Here is a 21,577-nt window from a genome sequence, read left to right as displayed (position 1 = left end):
GTCTGCGGGACATGGCCGCAGTTCGTGCGGTGATAATCAATGTCGACGTTCAGTTTCCTTGCTTCATGAGAGCAAAGGGCCCAGTGTCCAGCGATTAGACTTCGTACCTTTGATAAGATGTGTTCAGTCGCATCTCGGGAAAGCTAATCTCCATGGACTATGCAGAGAAAATATCAAACCACTATGCCCACGGAAACCTTGTGTCGGCCATAAAGGCAGGCCTGGCCGCACATGGTATTAAGCCAGACAATGCGCGGGTGGAAGATCTCGGTCCGGTCGATGAATTTCATATCGGTGGCCGGATTGCGAGTGCACATTTTCTGGACCAGCTCAATATAAAGCCGGCCCAAACAATCCTTGATGTTGGCTGTGGCTTGGGCGGATCAGCACGTTTTGCAGCAGATACCTATGGCGCAAAGCTGGTCGGCCTCGATTTGACCGCTGAATATGTCTCAGCGGGGCAGACGCTTTGCGATTGGGTTGGCCTGTCGGATCGCATTGAACTTCATCAAGGCAGTGCGCTTTCCCTCCCGTTTGAAGCAGCGCGTTTCGACGGCGCATTCATGATGCATGTCGGTATGAACATCCAAGACAAGCCAGCCTTGATGGCAGAGGTGTCGCGTGTTCTGAAACCCGGCACAAAATTTGGCATCTATGATATCATGAAAACCAGTGATGAAGATCTGGCGTACCCAGTGCCCTGGGCAACCACATCAGAGACGAGTTGGCTGGCAAGACCTGAAGACTACCGAGCGGCGTTTGAGGATAATGGGTTTAAAGTCGTTTCAGAAAACAGCCGACAAGCCTTCGCTTTGGAGTTCTTCAAGAAGATGAAGGCCGCAAACAACGCCGCAGACGGCCCGCCTCCTTTGGGTTTGCACGTCCTCATGCAGCAATCAAGCGCGGAGAAAATTCCAAACATGGTCGCGAATTTGGCGGCAAATCGGATGTCTCCCGTCGAAATGATCGCAGTCAAACGCGCGTGAGCTTCACCCACGCCTGGCACTTTGGTTTTTGATTGATCAAAACGCTTTGTCGTACAGTGAAAAACTGACGACATTCGCCACGCCGCAATAATGCGACCACTCTGGGCTAGAAGCCCCCACCGGAGCGACTGAGAGATCCCTTTCACCGAGCCGCTTTCTGCGGATGAGGACGGCCCAAAGGAGACATTCATCAACCGAACAGCTGCTGTAGTGCAGCATTTACCAACCGACCATTCGCTGCGCCCAAGAGGTCAAGGTCTTGTCCTAGATCAGAGCGCGGACCTTTGCAGGCGTCGGCAGATTCTGCACTAAGGTCTGTTTGGATAGATCAAACTACTTCGTAAAAAACTGTGCGAACTGTGCGATTTTCAGATGCGCTTGCGGATCGTAGGTCGGGACATCGAACCGGTAACCCGTTTTGCAGATCCACCTTCGGCTTTCATGGCTAGGCACCGGCCAGCCTCTTCAACCAGCGTCTTAAGTTCATCGGGCACGCTTCGGTCACGACGATCTCTTCCAACTTGTGTCGCTTGTTCCCAGTTCGCGGTCCTCCTTTACCTCATCATAGCGATAGACCAATTCAGTTGGGGAGGCTCAGCCGGTCCCACATGGGAGCGAGCCTATAACCTTCTGTCGCAATGGCCGGGCGAAAATTACACAGGCCGTGACAGCTGTTGCACGCACCGCGGTTAGGGTTTGACCGTCAATCCGGGCACCCCCTTCACCTTCTCCGAGACGAAATCGATGAAATGGGCGGTGCGCGCAGGCACCACTGTCGAAGGCTGGCGCACGGCGTAGAGCGGCAGGGCGGGCTTGGTGAAGTCCGGCAAGATGTGCTTCACGGTGCCTCGGTCAAGCTGATCTGCAAAGGCCCAGAGCGGGCCCACGTGGATGCCTTGCCCCGCGACGACGGCGGCCACTGCCGAGCGCACCGCGTTGATCGCGATCCCGCGGGCGCGGCGCACGCGCACTGACTGCCCGTCCGGGCCGATCAGCGTTAGGGGTTCGCTCCGGTTCCGGTCCGAGAACAGAACGAACTCGTGATCCTCCAGATCGGCTGGCGTTTCCGGAATGCCCCGGCGGGCGAGATAGTCGGGCGACGCCACCAGCACGCGCGGCAGATCCGCCAGCTTGCGGGCTACAAGGCTGGAATCGGGCAGCGCACCCGCGCGGATCGCAACGTCGATGTTGTTCGCGCCGAAATCGACGAAACCGCTGGCGAGGATCAGGTCGACATCCAGCCCGGGGTGCATTCTGCGGAACTCCATCAGCCACCTGGCCAGAAACTCCTGCCCGAAATCGATGGCGGCGGTGACGCGGAGGATGCCGGTTGGGGTCACGTTCTCACCGCTGACCTCAGCTTCGAGCGCATCGAACTGATCGAGGATCGCGCGCAGCCGTTCGGCGTAGGCCTGCCCCCGCGCGGTCGGGCGGGTCACGCCACCGGCTCGATCGAGAAGTTTGGCGCCCAGCCGCTGCTCCAGCGCGGTAATGCGACGCGACAGGCCCGTCGGATCCTGTCCGAGGACACGGGCGGCGGCGCGAATCGAGCCGAGATCGACAGTCTTGAGAAAGGCGGTTTCGGCGATGCGTGTCATGCGTCGTAGTGTTTATATCTACAGAGGTTTGTCAATTACGCGTCTGCCGTGCGGTTTCGTCATCATCTAGATCGGGTTCATCACCAGAAGGAGACCCATCATGGAAAAGACATTGAACGGGAAAATCGCGCTTGTAACCGGCGGAAGCCGCAATATCGGCAAGCTGACGGCACTAGACTTGGCGGCGAAGGGTGCAGACGTCATCATCACCTATCGCGAGCGGGCTAAGGCCGCCAATGAGACCGTCGCCGAGATCGAGGCACTCGGGAGCCGGGCAGCGGCGCTTGCGGTAGATTTCGGCGATAGCGCGGGCGTGGCCGGACTGGCCGACGCCGTCATGAAGCAGGTGCGCGACTGGGGGAGCCAGGATCTCGACATCCTCGTCAACAACGCGGGCACGCTCAGGATCGGCGGATTTGACCAAATCACGGGCGATGATCTCGACGCGATCTACACCACTAATTTCAAAAGCGTGGTGCTGTTGACGCAGGCCCTCGCGCCGCATCTTGCCGAGGGCGGCAGGATCGTGAACCTCAGTTCCGGCCTTGCCAACGGCGCCTTCCCGCCGCTCATCGCCTACGGCCCGCTGAAGGCCGCACTGCAGTCGATGACCCTCTACTGGGCGCAGATCTTCGGCGCGCGCAGGATCACCGTGAACGCGGTCGCGCCGGGCGGTCTGGACGACGACTTCAACGCCAAGCTATTCGACGAGATCATTCCCGGCGCGCGGGACTACATCTCGGGCAATACCGCGCTCGGGCGGGTCGGATTGCCCGAGGACGTGAGCGGCGTGATCGCGTTCCTTTGCGAGCCCAAGGCGTCTTTCGTGACCGGCGCTACGATCCGCATCGACGGCGGCTTCAAGCTATGAGGCGCGTCAGGCGCTCCAGCTTCGGATCGTCCTGACTGCTTCCGACACATAGGCCGCGCCGCCGCTCGCATCGGCAGCGGCGCGGTTCAGCACCATGGTCGCCATGACCGAGCCCACGACGAACTCGGCGCAGGTGGCGGGATCGAGGTCTGCGCGGATCCTACCCGCCGCCTGCCCGCGTTCGGTCAGCGCCACGACCTCGGTGCGCAAGGCACCGAAATGCGTGGCGACCGCGTTGCCAAGCATCTCGCTGCCGAGGCTGGCATTTTCGATCGAGGTATTGACCATCAGGCAGCCGAAGTGACGGCGCGTTTCAGGGTGCGGCGCGACCATGCCTTCCAGCATTTCCACCAGCGCATCCACATCGTCGCGGGCGCGCATGGGCGCCAGCACGTAGGTCTCGGTATCCTGGGTGTAGACGCGCATGGCTTCTGCCATCAGCCCCTCCTTGCCGCCGAACACAGTTCGGATCGCGAACCGGCCCAGGCCGGTCTGCTCCTCGATGGCACGGATGCCAAGGCCCTGGTAGCCGCATTCCCAGAAGGCGTCACGGACACGGGCGATCACCTCGTCCTGTTCGTAGCTGCGTGGGCGAGCCATCAGAGCGCCTCCACGATCGCGGCAAGCCCGTCCGCCAGGGCGGGACCGGAAACGGCGTTTCCGTGGGCGGGCAGCAGCAGGACGGGGCGGTCAGCGTCGATCCGGGTCATGGCCCAGTTCTTATAGGCGGTTTTGTCGCCCAGGCACATGGTCGCGAAGGCGCCGCGCGCCTTTGGGCTGTCGGCGGGGGAGTCTTCGGACCCGGCGGGACCGGCGAAGGCATCGCACACGGCCCAGGCAACTCCGTCAGGACCCTCGGCCCTCAGCCAGACTTCCGCCGCCCTCAGCCCCGGTGGTGACATGAGCGACAGGCCCCGGTCAAGGTCGGGCATGGTGTCGAAGACGGAGTGGCCGAGGCGGTTTTCGAGGCGCGGGATCGCGGCGGCGGGCGCACAGACCGTGGCATCAGGGAAGGCGGCGCGCCAGTCCGCGATGCCCAGATGGTGGAAATGCGACGGCGCGAGGATCGTCGTCACGCCGCCCAGGTCCCGCGCAGCCTCAAGCGCTGTGTCATCCGGCTTCGGCACCGGCGAATAGAGCGCCAGCCTGCCCCTCCGCAACCGCGCCGCCACCATCCGGGCCGCGCCTTTTCGGGCGGTGAATAGCCCGTCGAAGCCTGGCACCGGCGACAAAGGTTCGAGTGTTTTCAACGGCATGGCGCTCTCCTTCGGTTCGGGGCGGAATCCGGCTTGACGCCCGTTTCACTTCGTACGTAGTGTAATAACACTTCAACTGTAGCGATACGTTACTTTCTTCAGCCTGACCAGAGGTTTTCATGCGAACTCTCCTTCTTACGACCGCAGTCCTGCTCGCCCCGCCCGCCTTCGCGGACAGCGCACGGGACGTGCATCGTGCCACACTGCAATCCACAGAAATCGGGGGCCACAGCATCGCCTATCTCGATCTCGGCGATCCCGCCGACCCGGCGGTGATGCTGCTCCACGGAATTCCGACCTCGTCCTTCCTGTTCCGCGATGTGGCGCCCCGGATCGCCGCCGCGGGCTACCGGGTAATCGCGCCCGATCTTCTGGGTCACGGCGCGTCCGACAGACCCGACGACTTGGCCGCCTATGCCACCGCGGCGCGCGCCGACCGGATGCTGGCGCTGGCCGACAGCATCGGCATCGACGACTTCGCGCTGGTTCTGCACGACGTGGGCGGGATCACGGGCTGGCAAATGGTCGGCGATGCGCCCGAGCGCCTGAGTGCGGTCGTCGCGACCAACACAATGGCCGGGCTCGCGGGTGTCAGACCGGCGCCGGTGGTCATGCAGATCATGGGCGGCGAGGTGTCTCCGATGGAGGCCTTTGCCGGCCTCGACGATCCAGCCGCGGCACGCGACATGGCCAAGATGTGGCTCGATCAGGGCTGGTCGGGACCGGGCAGCGCTCCAGAGGCCGAGATCGACGCCTATGGTGCCGACCTTCAGGGCTCCAGCGCCGCCTACAGCGGCTTTTTCGCGATGGCCGTGCCCGCTTTCTTGCAGGGCGAGGAAGGTCTGAAGGCCGACCTGGCCGCCTACGAAGGGCCGACCGCCATCATCTTCGGCGAAAACGATTTGTTCTTCGATGCCTCGATCGTGGTCCCGGATCTGGCCGCCAAACTCGGCACGCCGGACGAAAACATCACGCTGATCCCCGGCACCGGTCACTTCCTGCAGGCCATTGCACCCGATGCCTACGTTTCCGCCCTGACCGAATTCCTCAACACCAACCTGGAGAAATGAGCCATGGCAGAAGTCACCACGAAACGCACTATCAATGCCCCCGCCGAAGAGGTCTGGGCCAGCCTTGACGACTACGCCCATATCGCGACCTGGAACCCGAACATCACCGGTTCGCGCCTGATGCCGGGCAGTTCCGAAACCGGCCTCGGCGCGATGCGGCAGTGCGATCTGAAGGCGGACGGCAGCCAGTACCTGCGCGAGCGAATCTCGGAATATGTCCCGGGCCGCAAACTGGTGATCGACATCTATGAAACGACGATGCCGATGAAAAACATGGTGGGTGTCTTCGAGGTCCGCCCCCTCGGGCCCAACCGGAGCGAGCTGAGCTTCTCAATGCGCTTCACGCCGCCGATGGGGCCTGTGGGATTGCTTATGCTGCCGATGATGAAACCTAAACTGCGCAGGCTCATGGCCAAGGTGGTAGAAGGCAATGCACAACACGTCGAACGCGCCGCAGCGTGACGCGATCCGGCCCGGCCATTCCGGCCGGGCCGGGCGTACGACCCTGCCCTGTGATCCGACGGGCGGGGCTGACCTAGCCGAAGGACTTCAGCCCCCGCACCACGGCATCCATCACCTCGTTGACACGCGGGACGTGGCGCAGTTCCTCGTGGGTCACCACCCAAGCAGCGGTTTCCATCGCGTCGCCAAGGCGGACCAAGGAGGCGAGCGCGGGATGCTGCGCCACGTAGGCGTCGGGCAGGATTGTTCGCCCGAGACCGAGCGTGGCAAGCCGCGCGTGCGACATGAAACTGTCCACCCGCGCGACGACGCGGGCGTCGGGGTCTTGCGACAGAATGAATTCATCGATCTCAGAAACACCGCGCGGCAGGTTCCAAGACATCCACGGCAGGCCCTGACGGCTCTCGGCCAGGTCCGGCGGCGCGTATATACCGAGACGGATCGGAGGCAGGCGGCGCCCGACGAGGCTGTCGTGGGGCTTGTCGATGACGCGGATCGCGACATCGGTTTCGCGCCGGTCGATGCTGAGGTAATCGTTGGTGGGCCGCAAATCCAGCACCAGGTCGGGGAACCCTTTTTGCAGCGCGACCAGTTCTTCTGCCAAGAGATCGAGCAGGAAATCGGTCCCTGACAGTTTCACCAGCCCCGAAACGGCGTAGCCCTCCGAGTGAGGGGCCAGCGCCGAGTTCACACCAGCCTCCGCCGCGCGCGCGACTCGCACAAGCTCGTTGCCGGTCTTCGTCAGCACGACGCCGCCCTTGATGCGCTCGACCAGCTTTTCGCCTAGCCGCTTTTCCAGCCTGCGCAGGCGGCGCGGGATCGTCGTGGGGTCGACACGCAACCGCTCCGAGGCCCGGTTGACATAGCCTGCCTCGGCCAGTGCGAGGATCAGCTTCAGGTCGTCCCAATCCAGTTCGTCACTCGGTCGCATCCGGTCTCCTGCACCTGTGCAGGTCAACCTGCAAAGACCTGCATTGAGATGTCAAGCCCCGGCGCGCATCTTCCTGCCACGCCCCCCCGAACAGGAGATTTCAAAATGCCAATCATTCGTGTCACCGTCCCCAAGTCCTCGTGGTCCGTCGAGGAAAAGGCCAGCATCGTCGCCAGGTTGACCGACGGCCTGAACGCCGTCGCTGCCGATTCCGGCAAGGGCGACATCAAGCAGTACATCAACGTGCACATCGAAGAAACCGCTGAGGGCGGCTACGCGATGGGCGGTCAGGTGGTGGGCTGAACCATGGAACTTACCATCACCCGCCAGATTGACGCACCGATCGACAAGGTCTGGGACATACTCGGACCAAATTACACCTCGGCCGGGGACTGGGCCAGTTCGGTCTTCGCTTCGGCGCCGCGCCCCGGCACGGCGAAGGTGGCCAATGCCCCGGCGGCGGGCCGCGTTTGCGAAACTTCGCTCGGGCCGTTCACCGAAACCATCGAGGCCTATGATCCCGACCGCCGACTGGTGTCCTACTCCGCCACCGGCGACAAGATGCCGGGCTTCATGAAGGGGCTCCGCAACACGTGGCAGCTTTCGCCCAGTGGCAACGGCACAAAGGCGTCCATGACCCTTCGCGCCGACATCGCCTTTCCCATGAACGTCCTCATGGGCTGGATGATGAAAATGCAGTTCCGCAAAGCGCTGACCGAAACCATCGACGACCTCAAGGTCTACGCCGAAACTGGCCGCCCCTCGCCCCGCAAGGTCAAGGTCGATGCATCGAAGAAGGCCGCAGCGGCCAGACAAGCCATGGCCTGACAGGGCATGACCCAGGCCTGGCCCGGCATGACCCGTCATCCCCCACAAAACTCACTCAAACTGGAGAACACAGTGAAATACATACTTTCCCTCACACTCGCCCTTACCATGTCAACGGCGCTCTCGGCACAACAGATGCCCAATATCGAAGCTGAAAGAACGGCCATGTACGGTGAATCCGCCGCCGTCACCTCTGACGACTCGCTAACAGACTACACCTATGAAAGTGGCTATCTCGGCGCATATATCGACGCGCCGTTGCAGTCTGTCCAAACGCTTTTGCTGCCCATGACCCCCGAGGAAGCCTTCCCGCTGGTCCACTCTGGCAACGCCGATTGGTCGCTGCAGATCGAGACGTTGACCTGGGACCATTCGGCCTCCGAAAAACCGGGTGAGTTGGGCATGGGGTCGGTGCGCCGCTGCGACTTCGTAGGCGGAGCGGGCACAGCCTATGAGCGCATCTTCGCGGTCGAAGAGAACCGGATGATTGCCTACGATCTGGACATGGAGCGCAGCACCGTGCCGCTTCCGATCAAGGATTTCTTCGTGATCTGGACGCTTGAAGACAAGGGCGCTGACGGAACCTTGATCACCACGCGCATCTATTTTGACGAAGCGCAGGACATGGGCGGGAACGCGGCTGCCGCCGTCGGTGAGGCGCTTGCCGTCGATTTCCGCAACTTCGCCAACATCCACGGCGGCACTTACGTCGAGATGTAATGACTACCCGGGTGCCGCACGCGCCCGGGCCGTTCCCCATCCCGAAGGACACGCAAATGCGCACCGTTTTTCTCTGCCTTTTCTGGCTTGCCACGGCCACGCTCGCATCCGCCGCCAATATCGACCGCGACGCTAGCACCCTCGGCTTCAGCGTCGAGATAGGCAGTGACACCAAGTACGCCATCTTCGGGGACTGGCGCGCCACCATCACGACGCAGGAGACCGTGATTTCACGAGTTGAAGTCATTGTCGATATCGCCTCGGCCAGCTTTGGCGATCGGCTTTTCGACAGCGTCATGCTTTCGCCCGCCTGGCTCGACGTTGGAAACCACCCCGAAGCGCTCTTCGTCGCAGACTTGATCGAAAGCAGCGGCGCTGGCCTCCATACCGCGACCGGCAGCCTGACGCTGAACGGCCATGAAAGATCTCTCGCAGTTACGATCCGCGAAGTCGGAGCGTCGACCGACCAGACGTTCAATGTGTCTGCGCAGGTGCAACGGCTGGACTTCGGCATGACCGACACGGCCGTCCCCGTCGCGCCGATCGTCACTATTACGGGCCGTGTACGGCTTCTCAACCGATGAAGATATTCAGAAAAGACACAATGCCCACACTCTCCGGCCGCTGCCTGTGCGGCGACGTAACCTTCGACATTCCCTCCCCCGCCCGTTTCGACGTGTGCCATTGCGTCGATTGCCGTCGCTGGCACGGTGCGTCGCCGGTCGGGATTGATCTGACCGACGTGACGCTGACCAGCGGGGCCAGCGCCCTCAAATGGTATCGAAGCTCGCCCCTCGCCGAGCGCGGATTTTGCACCACCTGCGGCTCCAGCCTGTTTTACCGCATGGCCGCCAGTCCGGCTCGCTGGTCGTGCTACCTCGGGGCGCTGGAAAACGTGCCCCCCAGCATCGGATTGGGATCGCAGCATTTCGAGCGGCAGAGACCGGTGCAGTACCGGGTCGTGTCAACGCCATGACCCGGTTCGATGACGAGCCCGTCCATGCAGCTGCATGATCGGAGTTATCCAACGATATGCGAGCGGATTGAGTGACGAGGGGCGGCCCAGCCCCGTCGTTCGAATATCTGTCGAAGTATCCCAAACGGGATGAGAATTCTAACTCAAGATCGTAGTTTTATAGCAGATGCGCCCAACTACCTTATCAGATTTGATATCGCGAGATTTATCGTTTCCGATACCGGCCCGAAGCCGCCAAGAAAATCAAAGCCAAAAGCTGCGAGGTAGCTCCCTCAAAAGCCAATGTTCCGCAGCAATTCGCGGTCTCATGAAGTTAAGATAGCGAAAATCGACAGTGATCGTGATCGGCTGACAGGGCCTTCAAATGGCCAAATAGTTGGCCGACGAAATATCATTCGGCAGCAATCGGCGCCTCACCAGAAATGAGGTCCGCATTCTCCCGCAACCAATCGACAAGCGCGTCGCGCACGGCGCGCACGCGGGCGGTGTTCCTGACATCGGCGTGGCTCAACACCCAAATCGACCAACCGGGGTCGGAGAAGTTGGTCGGGAACCTCCGCAACTCTGGCACGCGATCAGCAAGCATGCAGGGTAGGAGAGCCAGCCCCATCCCGGCCCGAGCGGCGTCAAGCATCAAGCCTACCGAGTTCACGCGTATGAGGTGCCGCGTATCGATCTTTATCTCGTCGATCCAATCCGGCACGACGACACCATCGCCAATCCACGTGAGGCAGGAGGTTTCACCGCCACGCTCCGCCGAGGCGACTAGTTCAGGTACGCCGTAGACCCGCGCGGTCGCCTGTCCAAGGTTTCGGCCAACGAGGTCGGACGGCGGCTTGGGTGTGCAGCGGACAGCAACATCGGCTTCACGCGCGCCCAGGTCCATCCGCTCGTCGTCCGAAATGAGCGTCAGACGGATGCCCGGATGCGCATTCCGGAACGCCGACAGAACCGGCAAAAGCAGGCCGCGCATCATTGCATCGCCCGCCGTCACTGTGATTGTCCCGGCGAGAGCATCGGCCTCATCGCGCGCAGCCTGTTCGATCCGTTGCGCCGCCTCGCCCATCTGATGCGCCAGCGGCACGATCCGTTCCGCAAGCGCCGTTGTCGCCCATCGGCCCGGCCCGCGTTCGAAAAGCCGACCACCCAGGCTTGCTTCAAGCGCCGCAATCCGACGCGACACGGTTGAAGGGTTGCATTTCAAGACAACCGCTGCGTCCAGCATGGAGCCGGCATCGTAAACTTCACGAAAGACGTCAAGATCAGTCCATTCTGCGCGATGCATATTCGCATCCCCTAACTGCATTATTCGATGTCGAATGTTATTTTCGCAATCACTAGTCTTGAGGTCAACCGCAATCGAGGACCTGCTGATGACCCCCGAACTCACCATGATGCTCACCGCGTTGCTTCTGCTGGCCGTGCTCACAAACGTTGTCCAGATGGCGGCGCTCGTGGCCAGCCACGGCGTCGGTGGAATGCTAAGGTCGCGCGATAACGTGCCCGTGCCGAAGCCGGGTTTTGCTGGTCGGACCGACCGCGCCATCGAGAACCTTAAGGAGAACCTTCTTTTTTTCCTTCCGCTTTGCCTGATGACCGCGATCCTCGGCATCTCGAACGGTTGGACGGTGGGCGGCGCCCAGATCTTTGTTGCGGCGCGGGCGGCCCATGCGGTCCTTTATCTCATCGGTGTGCCGGGCCTGAGATCGGTCGCCTTCGGCGTGGGCACCGCCGGGCTGGTGCTTATGGTCATCGGCCTTCTCAACCCAGCATAAAGGAGATCCGTCATGAAAATCGACGTCTCAACAAACATTGACGCTTCGGCCGAAAAGGTGTGGAGCCTGCTCGGGCCGCGCTTCGGTGATATCTCGGAGTGGTGTGCGACCGTCAGTGCGTCGCAGCTGACCAACCGGCCGGCGGCACCTCAAGGCGCTCCCGCTGCTGGCCGCCATTGTGAGACGACCTTCGGGCCGTTTGACGAGATGTTTCAGCACTACGATCCAAACGCCCGGACACTGGCATACGAAGCGACGAGTCCTAAGCTGCCATTCTTCATAAAGCGGCTGACCAACCGTTTCACGGTCGAGCCGCTTGGAGACGGGCGCTGCCGCGTAACAATGAACTCGGGCGCCGACATGACCCAACCCTTCCGAACGCTGATGGCGCCGATGATGAAGATATCGATGGGCAAGAGTCTCAAAGGGCTGGTCGAGGAGCTGAAATACTTTGCCGAGCACGACACGCCGCATCCTCGTAAGGTCAAGGCACAGGCAAAAGTCTCCGGAAAGTCTATGGCATGACACGGATTGCCGAGGTTGCTCCCGAACACGCCACTGGCGCAGTGTCCGAAACCTACGCTGCAATCGCGCGCACGCTGGGTCGAGTGCCTAATATGGCCCGCGTTATGGGCACGCAGCCGATCTATCTGGACATCTATATGATGATGCGGGCGAAAATTGCCGAGGGGCGGCTCGACGCCCGCATCCGTGAGGCCATCGCAGTCACCATCTCCGCCGAAAACGGTTGTGACTATTGCGAGGCCGCCCACGCCACGACGGCGATACGTGCCTTTGACACGCCAGGCGACGAAGTGGACGCCTGGCGCTGTGCGACGTCTTCGGACCCTGCGCTCGCCCCGGTTCTCGCTTTGGCGCGTCGCCTCAATGAAACGCGCGGTGCGCTCGAAGACGGCGATCTCGAAGCGGCGCGCGCGGCGGGGCTATCGGATGCCGATATCATTGAGGTGCTCGGTGTGGTCGTGATGAATATCGCGACGAACTACCTCAACCGGCTCGCTCGGACCGATCTCGATTTTCCATCGCCACAGGACGTTGTGAAATGAAGGGCGCGGCCTGTGGCGGAGCCCTGACCTTCGCACTTTTCTTTCTATCAATAAATGGAGCTGTCATGGCCGACACCCTGACGGAATGTCTGACGCCAACCGAGCGCGCCGATATGCGGTCGCTCGCCGCGCGGACAAATGCAGGACCCCTGCAAGCCGCCGGGCATATCCTTACCCTCCTCCCCGCCGAGGCGATATTCGCAACACTTACCGAAATCGAGCCTATGGCGCGTTGGATGCCCGGCCTACAGGGTGGCACCTATGATGACCGTCCCGAAGGCGATCCGATCGTAGCGGGCATGACGCGACGGCTGGACTTTGGCGGGCAATCCGACGTCGAACGGATCGTGGCCGTCGAAGCACCGCGCCTCTTTGCCTACCAGATCGTCGGAGGCTTTCCTATCGACAACCATCTTGCCGTCTTGAGCGTCGCCAAGCTTAGCACCGGCGAGACGCGCGTCTCGTGGTACCAGCACTTCCGGTCGCCCCGCATCACTGGCGTTCTGCAACGCTGGCAGGTGCGACGTTTCGTTGACAGTGGAATGACGGCCCTCGCCGCCCTACTTGGCGGACAACGCACAGATGAATGCTGACTGCCCCATCCCGAAACAGGAAACCTTCGACAATAAACCCCTTTCCAACACCGCCTCCGTAGGCGCGTTCTGCCTCGCTGTTGTACCGTCCGTTGCCGGAGTTCAATCGGCGCCTGACTGAACAGGCGGAATCTCAAAGCGGCGTCGTCGACAAGCGCAACAGCTCCTCGGTGCGATTGGAGGGATTTCTGTCCGCGCTGGCTGCTAGTTCGTCGACCCTTTGGAACGTAACGGATTGGCGAATTCACAGATCGCGGACTTTGCTGTAGTTCGCTTCGATAACCTCAAAGTTGGCTTTCGGTCGCTTTACGGGTTGTCAATTTGAGCGAGGGTTCTGGTCAGGATGACTTTATAAATGTCTGAAGGAATTGGCGGGTCTTGAGGTGGGCCTTGGGATCGTATGTTGGAATGTCGAGTGGGTCGGGCGTTTCATTGATCCATTCCAAATCTTCTTGAATAAGCCTAAGGCCGGACGACTGGACGATTTCCTGCAACAGGTGCGGGACGCTGCGGTGGAGCGCGCCCGCCTGCGCTTGCGTCACACCTTTGGGAGCGAGATTATCGATCAGCGTGAATGTTCCGCCCGGTTTCAGCACACGGGCAATGTCAGCGAAGACAACCTCTGGCCGTCCAAAGGTTAGACCCGGTTGCGGCTCAAACCAAAGTTCGTGCGGCCCTTGCAGCCAGACGGCGCGGTCAACCGTGGCATCGGCCGCATCAAGAGCTTCCCAGGATCTATCGCTATAGTGCGCGTTTAGTTGACCAGACTTTTCAATACGCTTGCGCGCTTCTTTCCCAAAGAACGCCTCCAGCGCCTTGGGTTGCTGAGCGATCAAGGTACCGGCATCGCGGGTCAATTCCAGCAGGATGCCTGTGAACCAGCCCTTTCCGGGCTCGATCTCAAGGATGGTCTGGCCCGTCGCAAGATTAGCGATGGCCACCGTATCCTGTGCCCTTCGCGCCTCGTCCATGGAGCGGTCAGCGTTCGACCGCCCCGTAGATGCCATCAGGTCGCTCAGCCAGCTCATTGGCCTGCGACGACGCCAACCGCGTCGAGACCGAGAATAACACCCACACCGAAGACCGGTACCGCGAACAAGAATAGCGCCCAAGAAAAGCTGCGGAATGGCGTGATGCCCAAAGCATAAAGCGGGAAATACGTTAGACGAGACACGATCATTGCGAGCGCGGCCCAGTATGTCAGAGCGCCGGATGAGCCGCTCAATTGCTGGACGATCACCAGCGCAATCCACGCGGCGGCTACATGGCTTTGGTTGTGCACGGCGCGCAGCATCCTGGCCTGTGCAGGTGAGTCTGGCGGCGGATCCGCGCGATTGGACAGCGCGTAAGCCGTGCCGCCGATCTTATCGAGGTGGATTTGTTGAATCACAATGGAAAGCCAGAGCATTCCGCCGGTCACGAAAACCGACCAAAGTTCGAGTGTCATATCAGATCCTTGGATGTTTTATCAGGCAGCGAGCGCCGCAGCCTTGTCGGGATGGATTTTGCCGGTTTCGGCAAAGAGTTTCAGGTCTTCGAGAGTTTCATCGATCGCTGTTGAGAACTGCCGCCGGATTGCCCAGCCCATCAGCACCCCGAAGGGCGGCATCAGGTCGGCTAAAAACGATAGATCCACTTTGGTTCCGCCGCCAAAGCCGTGTAACTTCCAGCGTCCGCTCAGATTTCGCACGAAAAACGGCATCGCCTTGGCTTTCGCGTCGTAAGCGAGGATGTGGTTTTCCGCGTCGTAGGTGCGAATGGTCTCTGTGACGGCCCCGATTGTCGCGGTGCACACCCGCCCGCCCACGGCCGCCCCCGGAAGGGGGGCGACTGCGGTGTTGGGTTCTGACGACTGCACTGCGCGGGCCCACTGACCGACATCGGCGTAATCCTCCGCAAGGATTTTCCACAGATGCTCAGGTGAGGCCGCAACCTCGATGGTGCGCGCGATCTGCATTATTCGCCGTCCAGCCCAACGGAGCTCGCAATATCGAGCTGCTGCATCTGAAGTGTCTCAAGATTGGCAACACCCGGCAGTGCACCGAACTCGGGCCAAGTCAGCGCTTCTTCGTTGATGCGGTTCATGGCGTCCCGGTCCGTCCAGTAGTTGACCATCGTCCAGGTGCCATCGGGGCCTTCGGCAACAGACCGGGCTACCAAAGTATCGTACTGACCCATTTTTGCCGCGATAGGATCAAGCGCAGCGGTGACAGATGCCGCGTCTGCGCTTTCTTGGGCTTGGAACGTGACGATTTCCATCACGGTCGCATCCTGTGCCGTCGCAAATGATGGGGCGAGAACCAGTGCCGCAGCGCATAGCAGTTTTGTAGGTGTCATTTTGTTTCTCCAGTCAAAAGGGGGAAGTTGAAGCTTTGGGCCTCAGGGTTTCTCGTCGCCGAGATAGGTGCCGCCAAAGACATCCGTGGCGGTTTGAAACGTCCGGCGCAGGGTGCCGGTCAAGACAGGTTCGATCACTATGCCTGTTCCGGGAATTTTTGGATCGTAGAAGGCATGGACCGACAGGTTTGTGCCGCCGTTCAACGCGTTGCCGAAGTCATACAGAAGGACGATCTCACTCACCGGTAGCGACAGGGTCGAGGCTTCTACATCGACGGTGTAGCCGTAGGCATGGGGCGGGTCGTACAGGATAATCGGCTCTACAAGCTCTCGCCCGTCATCAAAGATGCAGATGCGGCGGGACCCCACACCAAACGTGCCGGGATTTTCGCTTTGCGAATGGTCAAAGTGCACTTCTGCAATTGTTGGATCAAACAGGTCAACGCGCGTCAGCAATAGCGGAATGATCTCCGCCGGCGGCAGGTCGAAACGCATTTCAACGATGCGTCTGTGTGTGGCCTGCGTATAGCGGGAGGCATCAGAAAGAACGGTCGCATCCTGCGCAAACGTGGCAGCAGGCACAGAAAAGGCGATCGCCGCCGAGAGGGCGACGCTGCATAATCGGGTCAACATGACGTTCTCCAGATGTTTTGTACTAAACGTTATAGAATCAATAACGTTTGCCGAACCCAATGTCCAGCGTTATATAACGGCAAGTATAAAACAGGTGATGTAATGGCCCGACCCAGAAGTTTTGATGAGGACACGGTGATAGATGCCGCCATGCTTGCGTTCTGGCGCACGGGGTATGACGACACACCGGTCGGTGCGCTTGAGACAGCGACGGGCGTCAAACGCATCAGTCTTTACAATACGTTCGGTGACAAGGAAGGGCTCTTTCTCGCTGCGTTGGATCGCTATCACCTCGGTGCGTCCGACGTGTACGAGGGCATGGTTGCCCAAGGCGGCTTGGATGAAATCCAAAAGCTATTTTCTGCGATGAGCGCCGCGGCAGACAAAGACGCACCAGCCAATTCCGGGTGCCTCATGGTGAACACGGTTTTGGACGTCAGACGCGCGTCCGACGCTGTGAAAGAGAAGATCGTCGGCTATCGCGCCATGATCAGAGGGGCGTTCGTGTCGGCGCTGAAGAATGCGCAAGCCGCAGGTCAAATGGAAGCAGATGACGCCCTGATCGAGGCCCGCGCCACATATCTGCTAGGCCTGCTCTGGGGGGCGTTGGCGATGATCCGTGTTGACGGACAGACAACGGCGGCCAAGGATGTCGCTGATGTCGGCAACGCTGTGATTGACGGGTGGCGAACGCGCTGAAATATCGCGACAAACGCCACCGACAATTTGATCGATGCAACGAGGGCGTTTCTCACCATGGGATATAGGCGGTGCTGTTGTGATGGCCGTCATCCGAAATTGGAACTCATTCTGGCAGACGCTTTAAAACACTCTAATCTTGGACAGCTCTTGCGGTCGGCGTAATCAAGAGAGCCTTGGCATTCCCAAAGCTGTTACCCCTCCAAAAATGCGCGCAATTGAGGTATGATGGCGTCGGGCGCATCCTCTTGCAGGTAGTGTTTCGCCTTCGGCAAACGCGTCACCTTAGCATTGGGCAAACGCGCCTCCCATGCATCGAGCGCCGCGACAGGGAAAAGCGGATCGTTCATACCCCAGAATATGCGGGCCCGTCCTGTGAAATTGTCCAGAAACGGCCCGGTCTCGTTGATTAGGATTTGTGCGCTGGCGTCGGTGGTACGCGTGGGGATCAAACGCGGAAACGCCATGACACCGGCGCGATCCTCCCGCCCCTCGAATACGTCTTTGTAAGCGTGATGCACCGATTTCAAGCGAGCGCTGTCGGCGGTCGCCAACTTCATCACCGTGCGTTCGAAAAAGCCGAGGCGGCGGACAATGAAATCTCCGATTCCCGGTTTGCGCATCACCCGAAGAGGTGTGGGTAGCTTCAAATTTTCGGGGTCCATGCCTGCTGCGGGCGGGTAGAAGCCGAAGGTGTTCATCACCACGATGTTCTTGATGCGGTCGGGGTGGCGTGAGGCCATGCCAAGGCCGATGGGCCCGCCCCAGTCCTGCATGACCAGCGTAATGTTGCGAAGGTCAAGGTCGGTGACCAGCGCCTCCAGATTGCGGATGTGTGCGTCAATCGTATAGGACGTTTCGTTCTCCGGTTTGTCCGAAAGTCCGAAACCAATGTGATCAGGTGCAATGACACGGTGAGAGTCCGACAGGCCCGAAATGAAGTCGCGGTACAGAAACGACCACGTCGGATTGCCGTGCAACATCAGAACCGGATCACCCGCGCCTTTGTCAACATAATGCATCGCACCCATCGGGGTTTGCGCAAAGTGGTGGTCAAACGGATAGGCGTCGGTAATCCCGAGCTTGCGAACCATCTGTTGTGCGCGGCGTTGCGCTGTTTGAAGAGCTTCAGTCATGTGTCCATCTCCACCAGAATTTTGCCAAGTTGCGCGTTCGACGCCATGTAGCGGTAGGCGTCCGCGACCTGATCGAAGGGAAACACCGTGTCGATTACGGGCCGGTAGTCGCCGCGCGCGAGCCCGTCGGACAGATGCGCTACCGCCGCCGCGCGCCGCGCGGGGTGGTCGAGCAACTGCCAAACCAGATGAAACCCCGTCACCGTCAGGCCGCGCCCGATCATGGCCTCGAAAGGCAATGCGGGAACCTCGCCCGACAGCAGGCCATAGGCGACCAGTGTCGCATCCGCCCCCGCCGCCGCGGCGAGCGTCGCCCCCTCCGCGCCCATCACCGCGTCGCAGGCGATGTCGAACCCCCGGCCATCAGTGATCTCTGTGATCCGTGCCACCACGTCCTCGCGTTCGGTGACGATCACATGGTCCGCGCCTGCTTCTCTGAGTGCCGCCACCTTGTCGTCGGTGCGCGTCGTCGCGATGGACGTGCCGCCATGCGCCTTGATGATCTGGAACGCCGCTGTGCCAACCGAGGAACTGGCCGCATTCACGACCACCGATTGCCCCGCACCCTTCGTCAGACCGCCCTTCTGCACCAGCAATCCGTAGGCCGTGCCGAATGCCATCCAGAAGGCGGCGGCGTCGATGTAGCTCATTGCATCGGGGATCGGTTCTAGCGCTGTGGCGGCCATATTCACGACCTCGCCCAGCGTGACGTATTTGAGCTGGTCGAAACCCGGTGTGATTGCCACGCGGTCGCCAACCGAAAACCCTTTGACCTCGGGGCCAACCGCGACGATCTCGCCCGCCCCTTCGACGCCCGCGCCGGACGGAAGAACTGGGTCGATCAGATATTGCCCGGCGATGAACAATAATTCCGCACGGTTGAGGCCGGCGGCCTTGACCGCGATCTGTACTTCACCCGCTTGCGGTGGCGGCACGATCTTGTCCACGAAAAACAGCACGTCGGGGCCGCCGAGGGTGTCGAATTGTACGGTCTTGGGCATGGGAAATCTCTCTCAAAAGGGAACGGCCGCACCCCGGAAACGGGGCGCGGCAAGGATTCAGGGTGCGAAGGTCGGCACGACCATCGCCACCGAGCTTTCTGTATTTGTCAGTTCGTGCCGCCGCTCGCGCAGGGGCTGGTAGTCGGGGTCAGACCACCAGTCGGCGTGCGCCTCGGCAGAGGCAAACTTGAGCAGCACAGTAAAGGACTTGGCGTAGTTGCCTTCCAACACTTGTGGCTCCGGGGTCGCGGCCAGTACCTCGACACCATGCCGCGCATGGATCGCCTGTAACGGATTGGCGTAATCCTCGAAAAACGCGGGCATGTCGTCGATGTCCAACATCACGATCATGTAAACGGGGGATGTATCGCTCATGCCTCAATTCTCCTTTTGAACGCGGTCGCGCAACCAGTCAGAGAGGTGGCGGCCGATGGCTTCGGGTTGATCTTCCTAAATGAAGTGGATGCCGGCACCGACAAACCTCGCTTCTGTATTGGCGAAGGTCTGCGCGGCCAAATCCGCTACCTCCGACGACCAAATCAGGCCGGGGGAGGCGTAGAGAACCAGTTTTGGCTGCGACGATGTTGTCAGCCAAGCGGCGATATCCTCCATCACGGCTACGTTGCGGGCGGGCGTTCCTTCAATGGGGATTTCGTTGGGCCAAACCAGAACCGGCTTGCGGCTTTCGGGTGACGGATAGGGCGCGCGGTAAGCGTCCATCTCAGCGTCGCTCAGCGTGCGCAGGATGGTTGCAGGCAGCAGGCCTTCAATGAAGCCATTCTGCTCAAGAATTATCTGCGGCCCCATCTCTGGATCGCGGAAGGCTTGAAAGGTCTCGCGCGTTTGTGGGTCCACGATTTCCCAGGACGGGATCGGCAGCACCGGAGGAGCCGCAGCCTCCATCATCGCAATAGCACGCACATTTTCGGAGTTGTTAGCGGCATAATATGCACCAAGGCCACCACCCCAATCGTGCAAGACAAGGGTGATGTCCGTGAGATCCATCGCGCCAATAAATTGTTCCAGATAAGCGTAATGATCCTGAAACGTGTAGCCGATGTCGGGCTTTTCGCTGGCCCCCATGCCGATCAGATCAACCGCGATAGCGCGGTGATCATCTGCCACATGAGGAATTACGTTGCGCCACAGGTATGACGAAGTCGGATTGCCATGCACAAACAGGACAACCGGTCCTTCACCGACATCTACAAATGCCATGTCCGACCCCATTATGCGGACGGCTTCCACTTCGAACGGAAACTCAGCAGAGGTCACGGGCTGCTCGGCACCCGCTTCTTGTGCAATTGCTGGGAGGGTGAAGCCTGCCGCCGCACCGACAATCGCGGTCGCGGTAAAAGTCTTAAGTCTTTTCATTTCAGATCCTTTCCTTCAACGCTTGGTGAATAATGGTGAAATTTTTCAGCCTAGATCCGCCGCTGCATCCGCAGCGATATCGCGCAACTCCTCGACGGGCCGTCCGGCCCGGCCAAGGATGCACAGCGCCACATGCGCCGCAAACAGCCGCGCGCTACGCTGCGCAATGCCTTCGGCGTCCAGATCAACCTCGTTCCGCTTCGCCGCTTGGGTCAGCGCGTTGTGATAGGCCGCCTTGATCCGGTCGAAATAGGCGTCCGCACGAGCGCGCACTTTGGGATCCGCCGCGACCTCCTCTTGCGAGACGCTGCAAACGAGGCACCCCTTACGGCCATCCTTTGTTTGCGACAGATTCACGAAGGTGTTCAACAGATTTGCGATGTCGCGCACGCCTGCCGTCTCATTTTCAAGAGGGGTCAGAAACATCCGGCCAGCCTGGTCAGAGAAATCATCCATCGCCTGCAAAAACATAGCGAGTTTATCGCCTGGCCCATTGTATAGCTGCCGACGGTTCAGCCCCGTCGCTGCCTCAAGGTCACTTAGCGAGGTTTCCGCGTAGCCCTGTCGCCAGAACACCGACAAAAGATCGGTCCGCAGTTCGACGGGATCATATGCGATTTGGCGTGCCATAGGACTTTATTCACCGACCAGTGAATAAAGTCAAGTGCGCTATCAGATTGAGACGTGGCTGTTCGCGCCAAGGATCGTATCGACAAATTCATAACGAAAACCTGACCTTACGGCGAGTGTGATGATCAGGGCGGCCACGGCAAGGGTGATGCCGACAAGGCTGATCCACGTCATGACACTGACACCCCCCTCGGAGCGCTTGGCCCTGAGATAGCGCCACGCGATCATCCATTCAAAGGGGGCAAAGGGGGCAGTTTTCTGCGCCACATTCATTCTCCTGACTGCTCGACCGGAGGTTTGCGCATTTGCGCTTGCGGGGTCAAGCAACCTGCCCGTGAGGCCGGTTTTCCGGCATGGGGCCCCGGCCGCAGCATACCCGATAAGGCTCTGATTTCAGGGAAAAACAGCTTTCGGACTTCTATCGGACTATCGTCGGACTTCCATCGGACCTGTTTTATCAGGTTTTGATGAGCTTTACGGGAGTGGTCTTTTAGCGATTTGGGCGGAAGGACGAAGCCGCTTGCGCGGCAATGGCGCGTGTGTCTGACGTTATAAGGCGATCCTGACGGTGCGTATTTTGCGATCTGTCTGCCCTGTCTGACGATTGAGGTTTCTCAATCTGATGACAGGAGGC

At 60.3% G+C, this 21,577-nt stretch carries 29 protein-coding genes and 1 pseudogene; 14 read left to right on the top strand and 16 right to left on the bottom strand.

The genetic code is table 11. The features are described from left to right. Positions 1–152: 152 nt before the first annotated feature. Positions 153–986 (top strand): class I SAM-dependent methyltransferase, encoded by an 834-nt coding sequence (locus tag KIN_RS13940; protein ID WP_159808139.1) that lies wholly within the window; start codon positions 153–155, stop codon positions 984–986. A 689-nt stretch (positions 987–1,675) separates the two neighbouring features. Here the strand turns inward: KIN_RS13940 and KIN_RS13935 are convergent. Then, positions 1,676–2,584, bottom strand: a complete 909-nt coding sequence (locus tag KIN_RS13935; protein ID WP_159808137.1) for a LysR family transcriptional regulator — start codon at positions 2,582–2,584, stop codon at positions 1,676–1,678. A 100-nt stretch (positions 2,585–2,684) separates the two neighbouring features. Here KIN_RS13935 and KIN_RS13930 point away from each other — a divergent pair, with 100 nt between their 5' ends. Beyond that, on the top strand, positions 2,685–3,455 hold the full coding sequence (locus KIN_RS13930; protein WP_159808135.1) for an SDR family NAD(P)-dependent oxidoreductase: 771 nt from the start codon (positions 2,685–2,687) through the stop codon (positions 3,453–3,455). 6 nt (positions 3,456–3,461) lie between these two features. Here KIN_RS13930 and KIN_RS13925 read toward each other — a convergent pair whose 3' ends face one another. After that, entirely contained in the window at positions 3,462–4,055 is a 594-nt protein-coding gene (locus KIN_RS13925) for a TetR/AcrR family transcriptional regulator (protein ID WP_159808133.1), read from the bottom strand. Then, positions 4,055–4,711 (bottom strand): hypothetical protein, encoded by a 657-nt coding sequence (locus KIN_RS13920; protein WP_159808131.1) that lies wholly within the window; start codon positions 4,709–4,711, stop codon positions 4,055–4,057. Before KIN_RS13920 ends, KIN_RS13925 begins: the two co-directional genes overlap by 1 nt. Before the next feature lie 119 nt (positions 4,712–4,830). Between KIN_RS13920 and KIN_RS13915 the strand changes: the two genes are divergently transcribed. Continuing rightward, positions 4,831–5,781 carry an alpha/beta fold hydrolase gene (locus tag KIN_RS13915; protein WP_159808129.1) on the top strand — a complete coding sequence of 317 codons (951 nt, stop codon included), beginning with the start codon at positions 4,831–4,833 and terminating at the stop codon, positions 5,779–5,781. A gap of 3 nt (positions 5,782–5,784) precedes the next feature. Further along, a complete protein-coding gene (locus KIN_RS13910; protein WP_159808127.1) occupies positions 5,785–6,243 on the top strand; it encodes an SRPBCC family protein in 459 nt (152 codons plus the stop codon). Positions 6,244–6,316: 73 nt separating this feature from the next. Here the strand turns inward: KIN_RS13910 and KIN_RS13905 are convergent, their stop codons facing one another. Next, positions 6,317–7,174 (bottom strand): LysR family transcriptional regulator, encoded by an 858-nt coding sequence (locus KIN_RS13905; protein WP_159808125.1) that lies wholly within the window; start codon positions 7,172–7,174, stop codon positions 6,317–6,319. A 105-nt stretch (positions 7,175–7,279) separates the two neighbouring features. On the opposite strand from KIN_RS13905, the gene KIN_RS13900 reads away from it, so the two are divergent. The 5 genes from KIN_RS13900 to KIN_RS13880 all read left to right on the top strand — a co-directional run bounded on the left by KIN_RS13900 (position 7,280) and on the right by KIN_RS13880 (position 9,698). After that, the gene (locus tag KIN_RS13900) at positions 7,280–7,477 is read left to right on the top strand and encodes a tautomerase family protein (RefSeq protein WP_159808123.1); all 198 of its coding nucleotides are present in this window, start codon (positions 7,280–7,282) and stop codon (positions 7,475–7,477) included. A 3-nt stretch (positions 7,478–7,480) separates the two neighbouring features. Beyond that, positions 7,481–8,002, top strand: coding sequence for an SRPBCC family protein (locus KIN_RS13895; protein ID WP_159808121.1), 522 nt, complete (start codon positions 7,481–7,483; stop codon positions 8,000–8,002). A 72-nt stretch (positions 8,003–8,074) separates the two neighbouring features. Then, on the top strand, positions 8,075–8,722 hold the full coding sequence (locus tag KIN_RS13890) for an SRPBCC family protein (protein ID WP_159808119.1): 648 nt from the start codon (positions 8,075–8,077) through the stop codon (positions 8,720–8,722). Positions 8,723–8,778: 56 nt separating this feature from the next. Continuing rightward, positions 8,779–9,306, top strand: coding sequence for a YceI family protein (locus KIN_RS13885; RefSeq protein ID WP_159808117.1), 528 nt, complete (start codon positions 8,779–8,781; stop codon positions 9,304–9,306). Continuing rightward, complete coding sequence (locus KIN_RS13880; protein WP_159808115.1) at positions 9,303–9,698, top strand: GFA family protein; 396 nt, start codon at positions 9,303–9,305, stop codon at positions 9,696–9,698. Before KIN_RS13885 ends, KIN_RS13880 begins: the two co-directional genes overlap by 4 nt. Before the next feature lie 391 nt (positions 9,699–10,089). On the opposite strand, the gene KIN_RS13875 is transcribed toward KIN_RS13880, so the two are convergent. After that, entirely contained in the window at positions 10,090–10,983 is an 894-nt protein-coding gene (locus KIN_RS13875; RefSeq protein ID WP_159808113.1) for a LysR family transcriptional regulator, read from the bottom strand. 88 nt (positions 10,984–11,071) lie between these two features. On the opposite strand from KIN_RS13875, the gene KIN_RS13870 reads away from it, so the two are divergent. The 4 genes from KIN_RS13870 to KIN_RS13855 all read left to right on the top strand — a co-directional run bounded on the left by KIN_RS13870 (position 11,072) and on the right by KIN_RS13855 (position 13,133). Further along, positions 11,072–11,473 (top strand): MAPEG family protein, encoded by a 402-nt coding sequence (locus tag KIN_RS13870; RefSeq protein ID WP_159808111.1) that lies wholly within the window; start codon positions 11,072–11,074, stop codon positions 11,471–11,473. A gap of 12 nt (positions 11,474–11,485) precedes the next feature. Continuing rightward, complete coding sequence (locus KIN_RS13865) at positions 11,486–11,998, top strand: SRPBCC family protein (protein WP_159808109.1); 513 nt, start codon at positions 11,486–11,488, stop codon at positions 11,996–11,998. Next, a complete protein-coding gene (locus KIN_RS13860) occupies positions 11,995–12,540 on the top strand; it encodes a carboxymuconolactone decarboxylase family protein (protein ID WP_159808107.1) in 546 nt (181 codons plus the stop codon). Before KIN_RS13865 ends, KIN_RS13860 begins: the two co-directional genes overlap by 4 nt. A 65-nt stretch (positions 12,541–12,605) precedes the next feature. Then, a complete protein-coding gene (locus KIN_RS13855) occupies positions 12,606–13,133 on the top strand; it encodes an SRPBCC family protein (RefSeq protein WP_159808105.1) in 528 nt (175 codons plus the stop codon). 338 nt (positions 13,134–13,471) lie between these two features. Here the strand turns inward: KIN_RS13855 and KIN_RS13850 are convergent, their stop codons facing one another. From KIN_RS13850 to KIN_RS13830, 5 genes are read right to left on the bottom strand one after another with little or no spacing between them, the layout of a single operon-like run. Beyond that, positions 13,472–14,161 carry a class I SAM-dependent methyltransferase gene (locus tag KIN_RS13850; RefSeq protein WP_159808103.1) on the bottom strand — a complete coding sequence of 230 codons (690 nt, stop codon included), beginning with the start codon at positions 14,159–14,161 and terminating at the stop codon, positions 13,472–13,474. Further along, entirely contained in the window at positions 14,158–14,580 is a 423-nt protein-coding gene (locus KIN_RS13845) for an MAPEG family protein (protein WP_159808101.1), read from the bottom strand. Before KIN_RS13845 ends, KIN_RS13850 begins: the two co-directional genes overlap by 4 nt. Before the next feature lie 21 nt (positions 14,581–14,601). Further along, the gene (locus KIN_RS13840) at positions 14,602–15,090 is read right to left on the bottom strand and encodes an SRPBCC family protein (RefSeq protein ID WP_159808099.1); all 489 of its coding nucleotides are present in this window, start codon (positions 15,088–15,090) and stop codon (positions 14,602–14,604) included. Next, the gene (locus KIN_RS13835) at positions 15,090–15,470 is read right to left on the bottom strand and encodes a hypothetical protein (protein ID WP_159808097.1); all 381 of its coding nucleotides are present in this window, start codon (positions 15,468–15,470) and stop codon (positions 15,090–15,092) included. Before KIN_RS13835 ends, KIN_RS13840 begins: the two co-directional genes overlap by 1 nt. Positions 15,471–15,512: 42 nt before the next feature. Further along, entirely contained in the window at positions 15,513–16,103 is a 591-nt protein-coding gene (locus KIN_RS13830) for an SRPBCC family protein (protein WP_159808095.1), read from the bottom strand. A gap of 102 nt (positions 16,104–16,205) precedes the next feature. Here KIN_RS13830 and KIN_RS13825 point away from each other — a divergent pair, with 102 nt between their 5' ends. Then, entirely contained in the window at positions 16,206–16,802 is a 597-nt protein-coding gene (locus tag KIN_RS13825) for a TetR/AcrR family transcriptional regulator (RefSeq protein ID WP_159808093.1), read from the top strand. Between the two features lie 194 nt (positions 16,803–16,996). On the opposite strand, the gene KIN_RS13820 is transcribed toward KIN_RS13825, so the two are convergent. The 6 genes and pseudogenes from KIN_RS13820 to KIN_RS13795 form a co-directional block, all read right to left on the bottom strand. After that, on the bottom strand, positions 16,997–17,938 hold the full coding sequence (locus KIN_RS13820; RefSeq protein WP_159808091.1) for an alpha/beta fold hydrolase: 942 nt from the start codon (positions 17,936–17,938) through the stop codon (positions 16,997–16,999). Beyond that, positions 17,935–18,939 (bottom strand): zinc-dependent alcohol dehydrogenase family protein, encoded by a 1,005-nt coding sequence (locus KIN_RS13815; protein WP_159808089.1) that lies wholly within the window; start codon positions 18,937–18,939, stop codon positions 17,935–17,937. Before KIN_RS13815 ends, KIN_RS13820 begins: the two co-directional genes overlap by 4 nt. 57 nt (positions 18,940–18,996) lie before the next feature. Further along, positions 18,997–19,314, bottom strand: coding sequence for a DUF1330 domain-containing protein (locus KIN_RS13810; RefSeq protein ID WP_159808087.1), 318 nt, complete (start codon positions 19,312–19,314; stop codon positions 18,997–18,999). Positions 19,315–19,389: 75 nt separating this feature from the next. Further along, positions 19,390–20,313, bottom strand: a complete 924-nt coding sequence (locus tag KIN_RS13805) for a haloalkane dehalogenase (protein ID WP_159808085.1) — start codon at positions 20,311–20,313, stop codon at positions 19,390–19,392. 45 nt (positions 20,314–20,358) lie between these two features. Next, entirely contained in the window at positions 20,359–20,943 is a 585-nt protein-coding gene (locus KIN_RS13800) for a TetR/AcrR family transcriptional regulator (protein ID WP_159808083.1), read from the bottom strand. A gap of 45 nt (positions 20,944–20,988) precedes the next feature. Next, a pseudogene (locus tag KIN_RS13795) lies at positions 20,989–21,216 on the bottom strand (lipoprotein-releasing system transmembrane subunit LolC); the annotation flags it as partial. Between the last annotated feature and the right edge of the window lie 361 nt (positions 21,217–21,577).

It is taken from the genome of Litoreibacter roseus, from assembly GCF_009811795.1.
In the GTDB taxonomy this organism is placed as follows: domain Bacteria; phylum Pseudomonadota; class Alphaproteobacteria; order Rhodobacterales; family Rhodobacteraceae; genus Litoreibacter; species Litoreibacter roseus.
The sequence above is the reverse complement of the archived record's forward strand: the minus strand, read 5'-3'. Positions and strand labels throughout refer to the sequence as shown.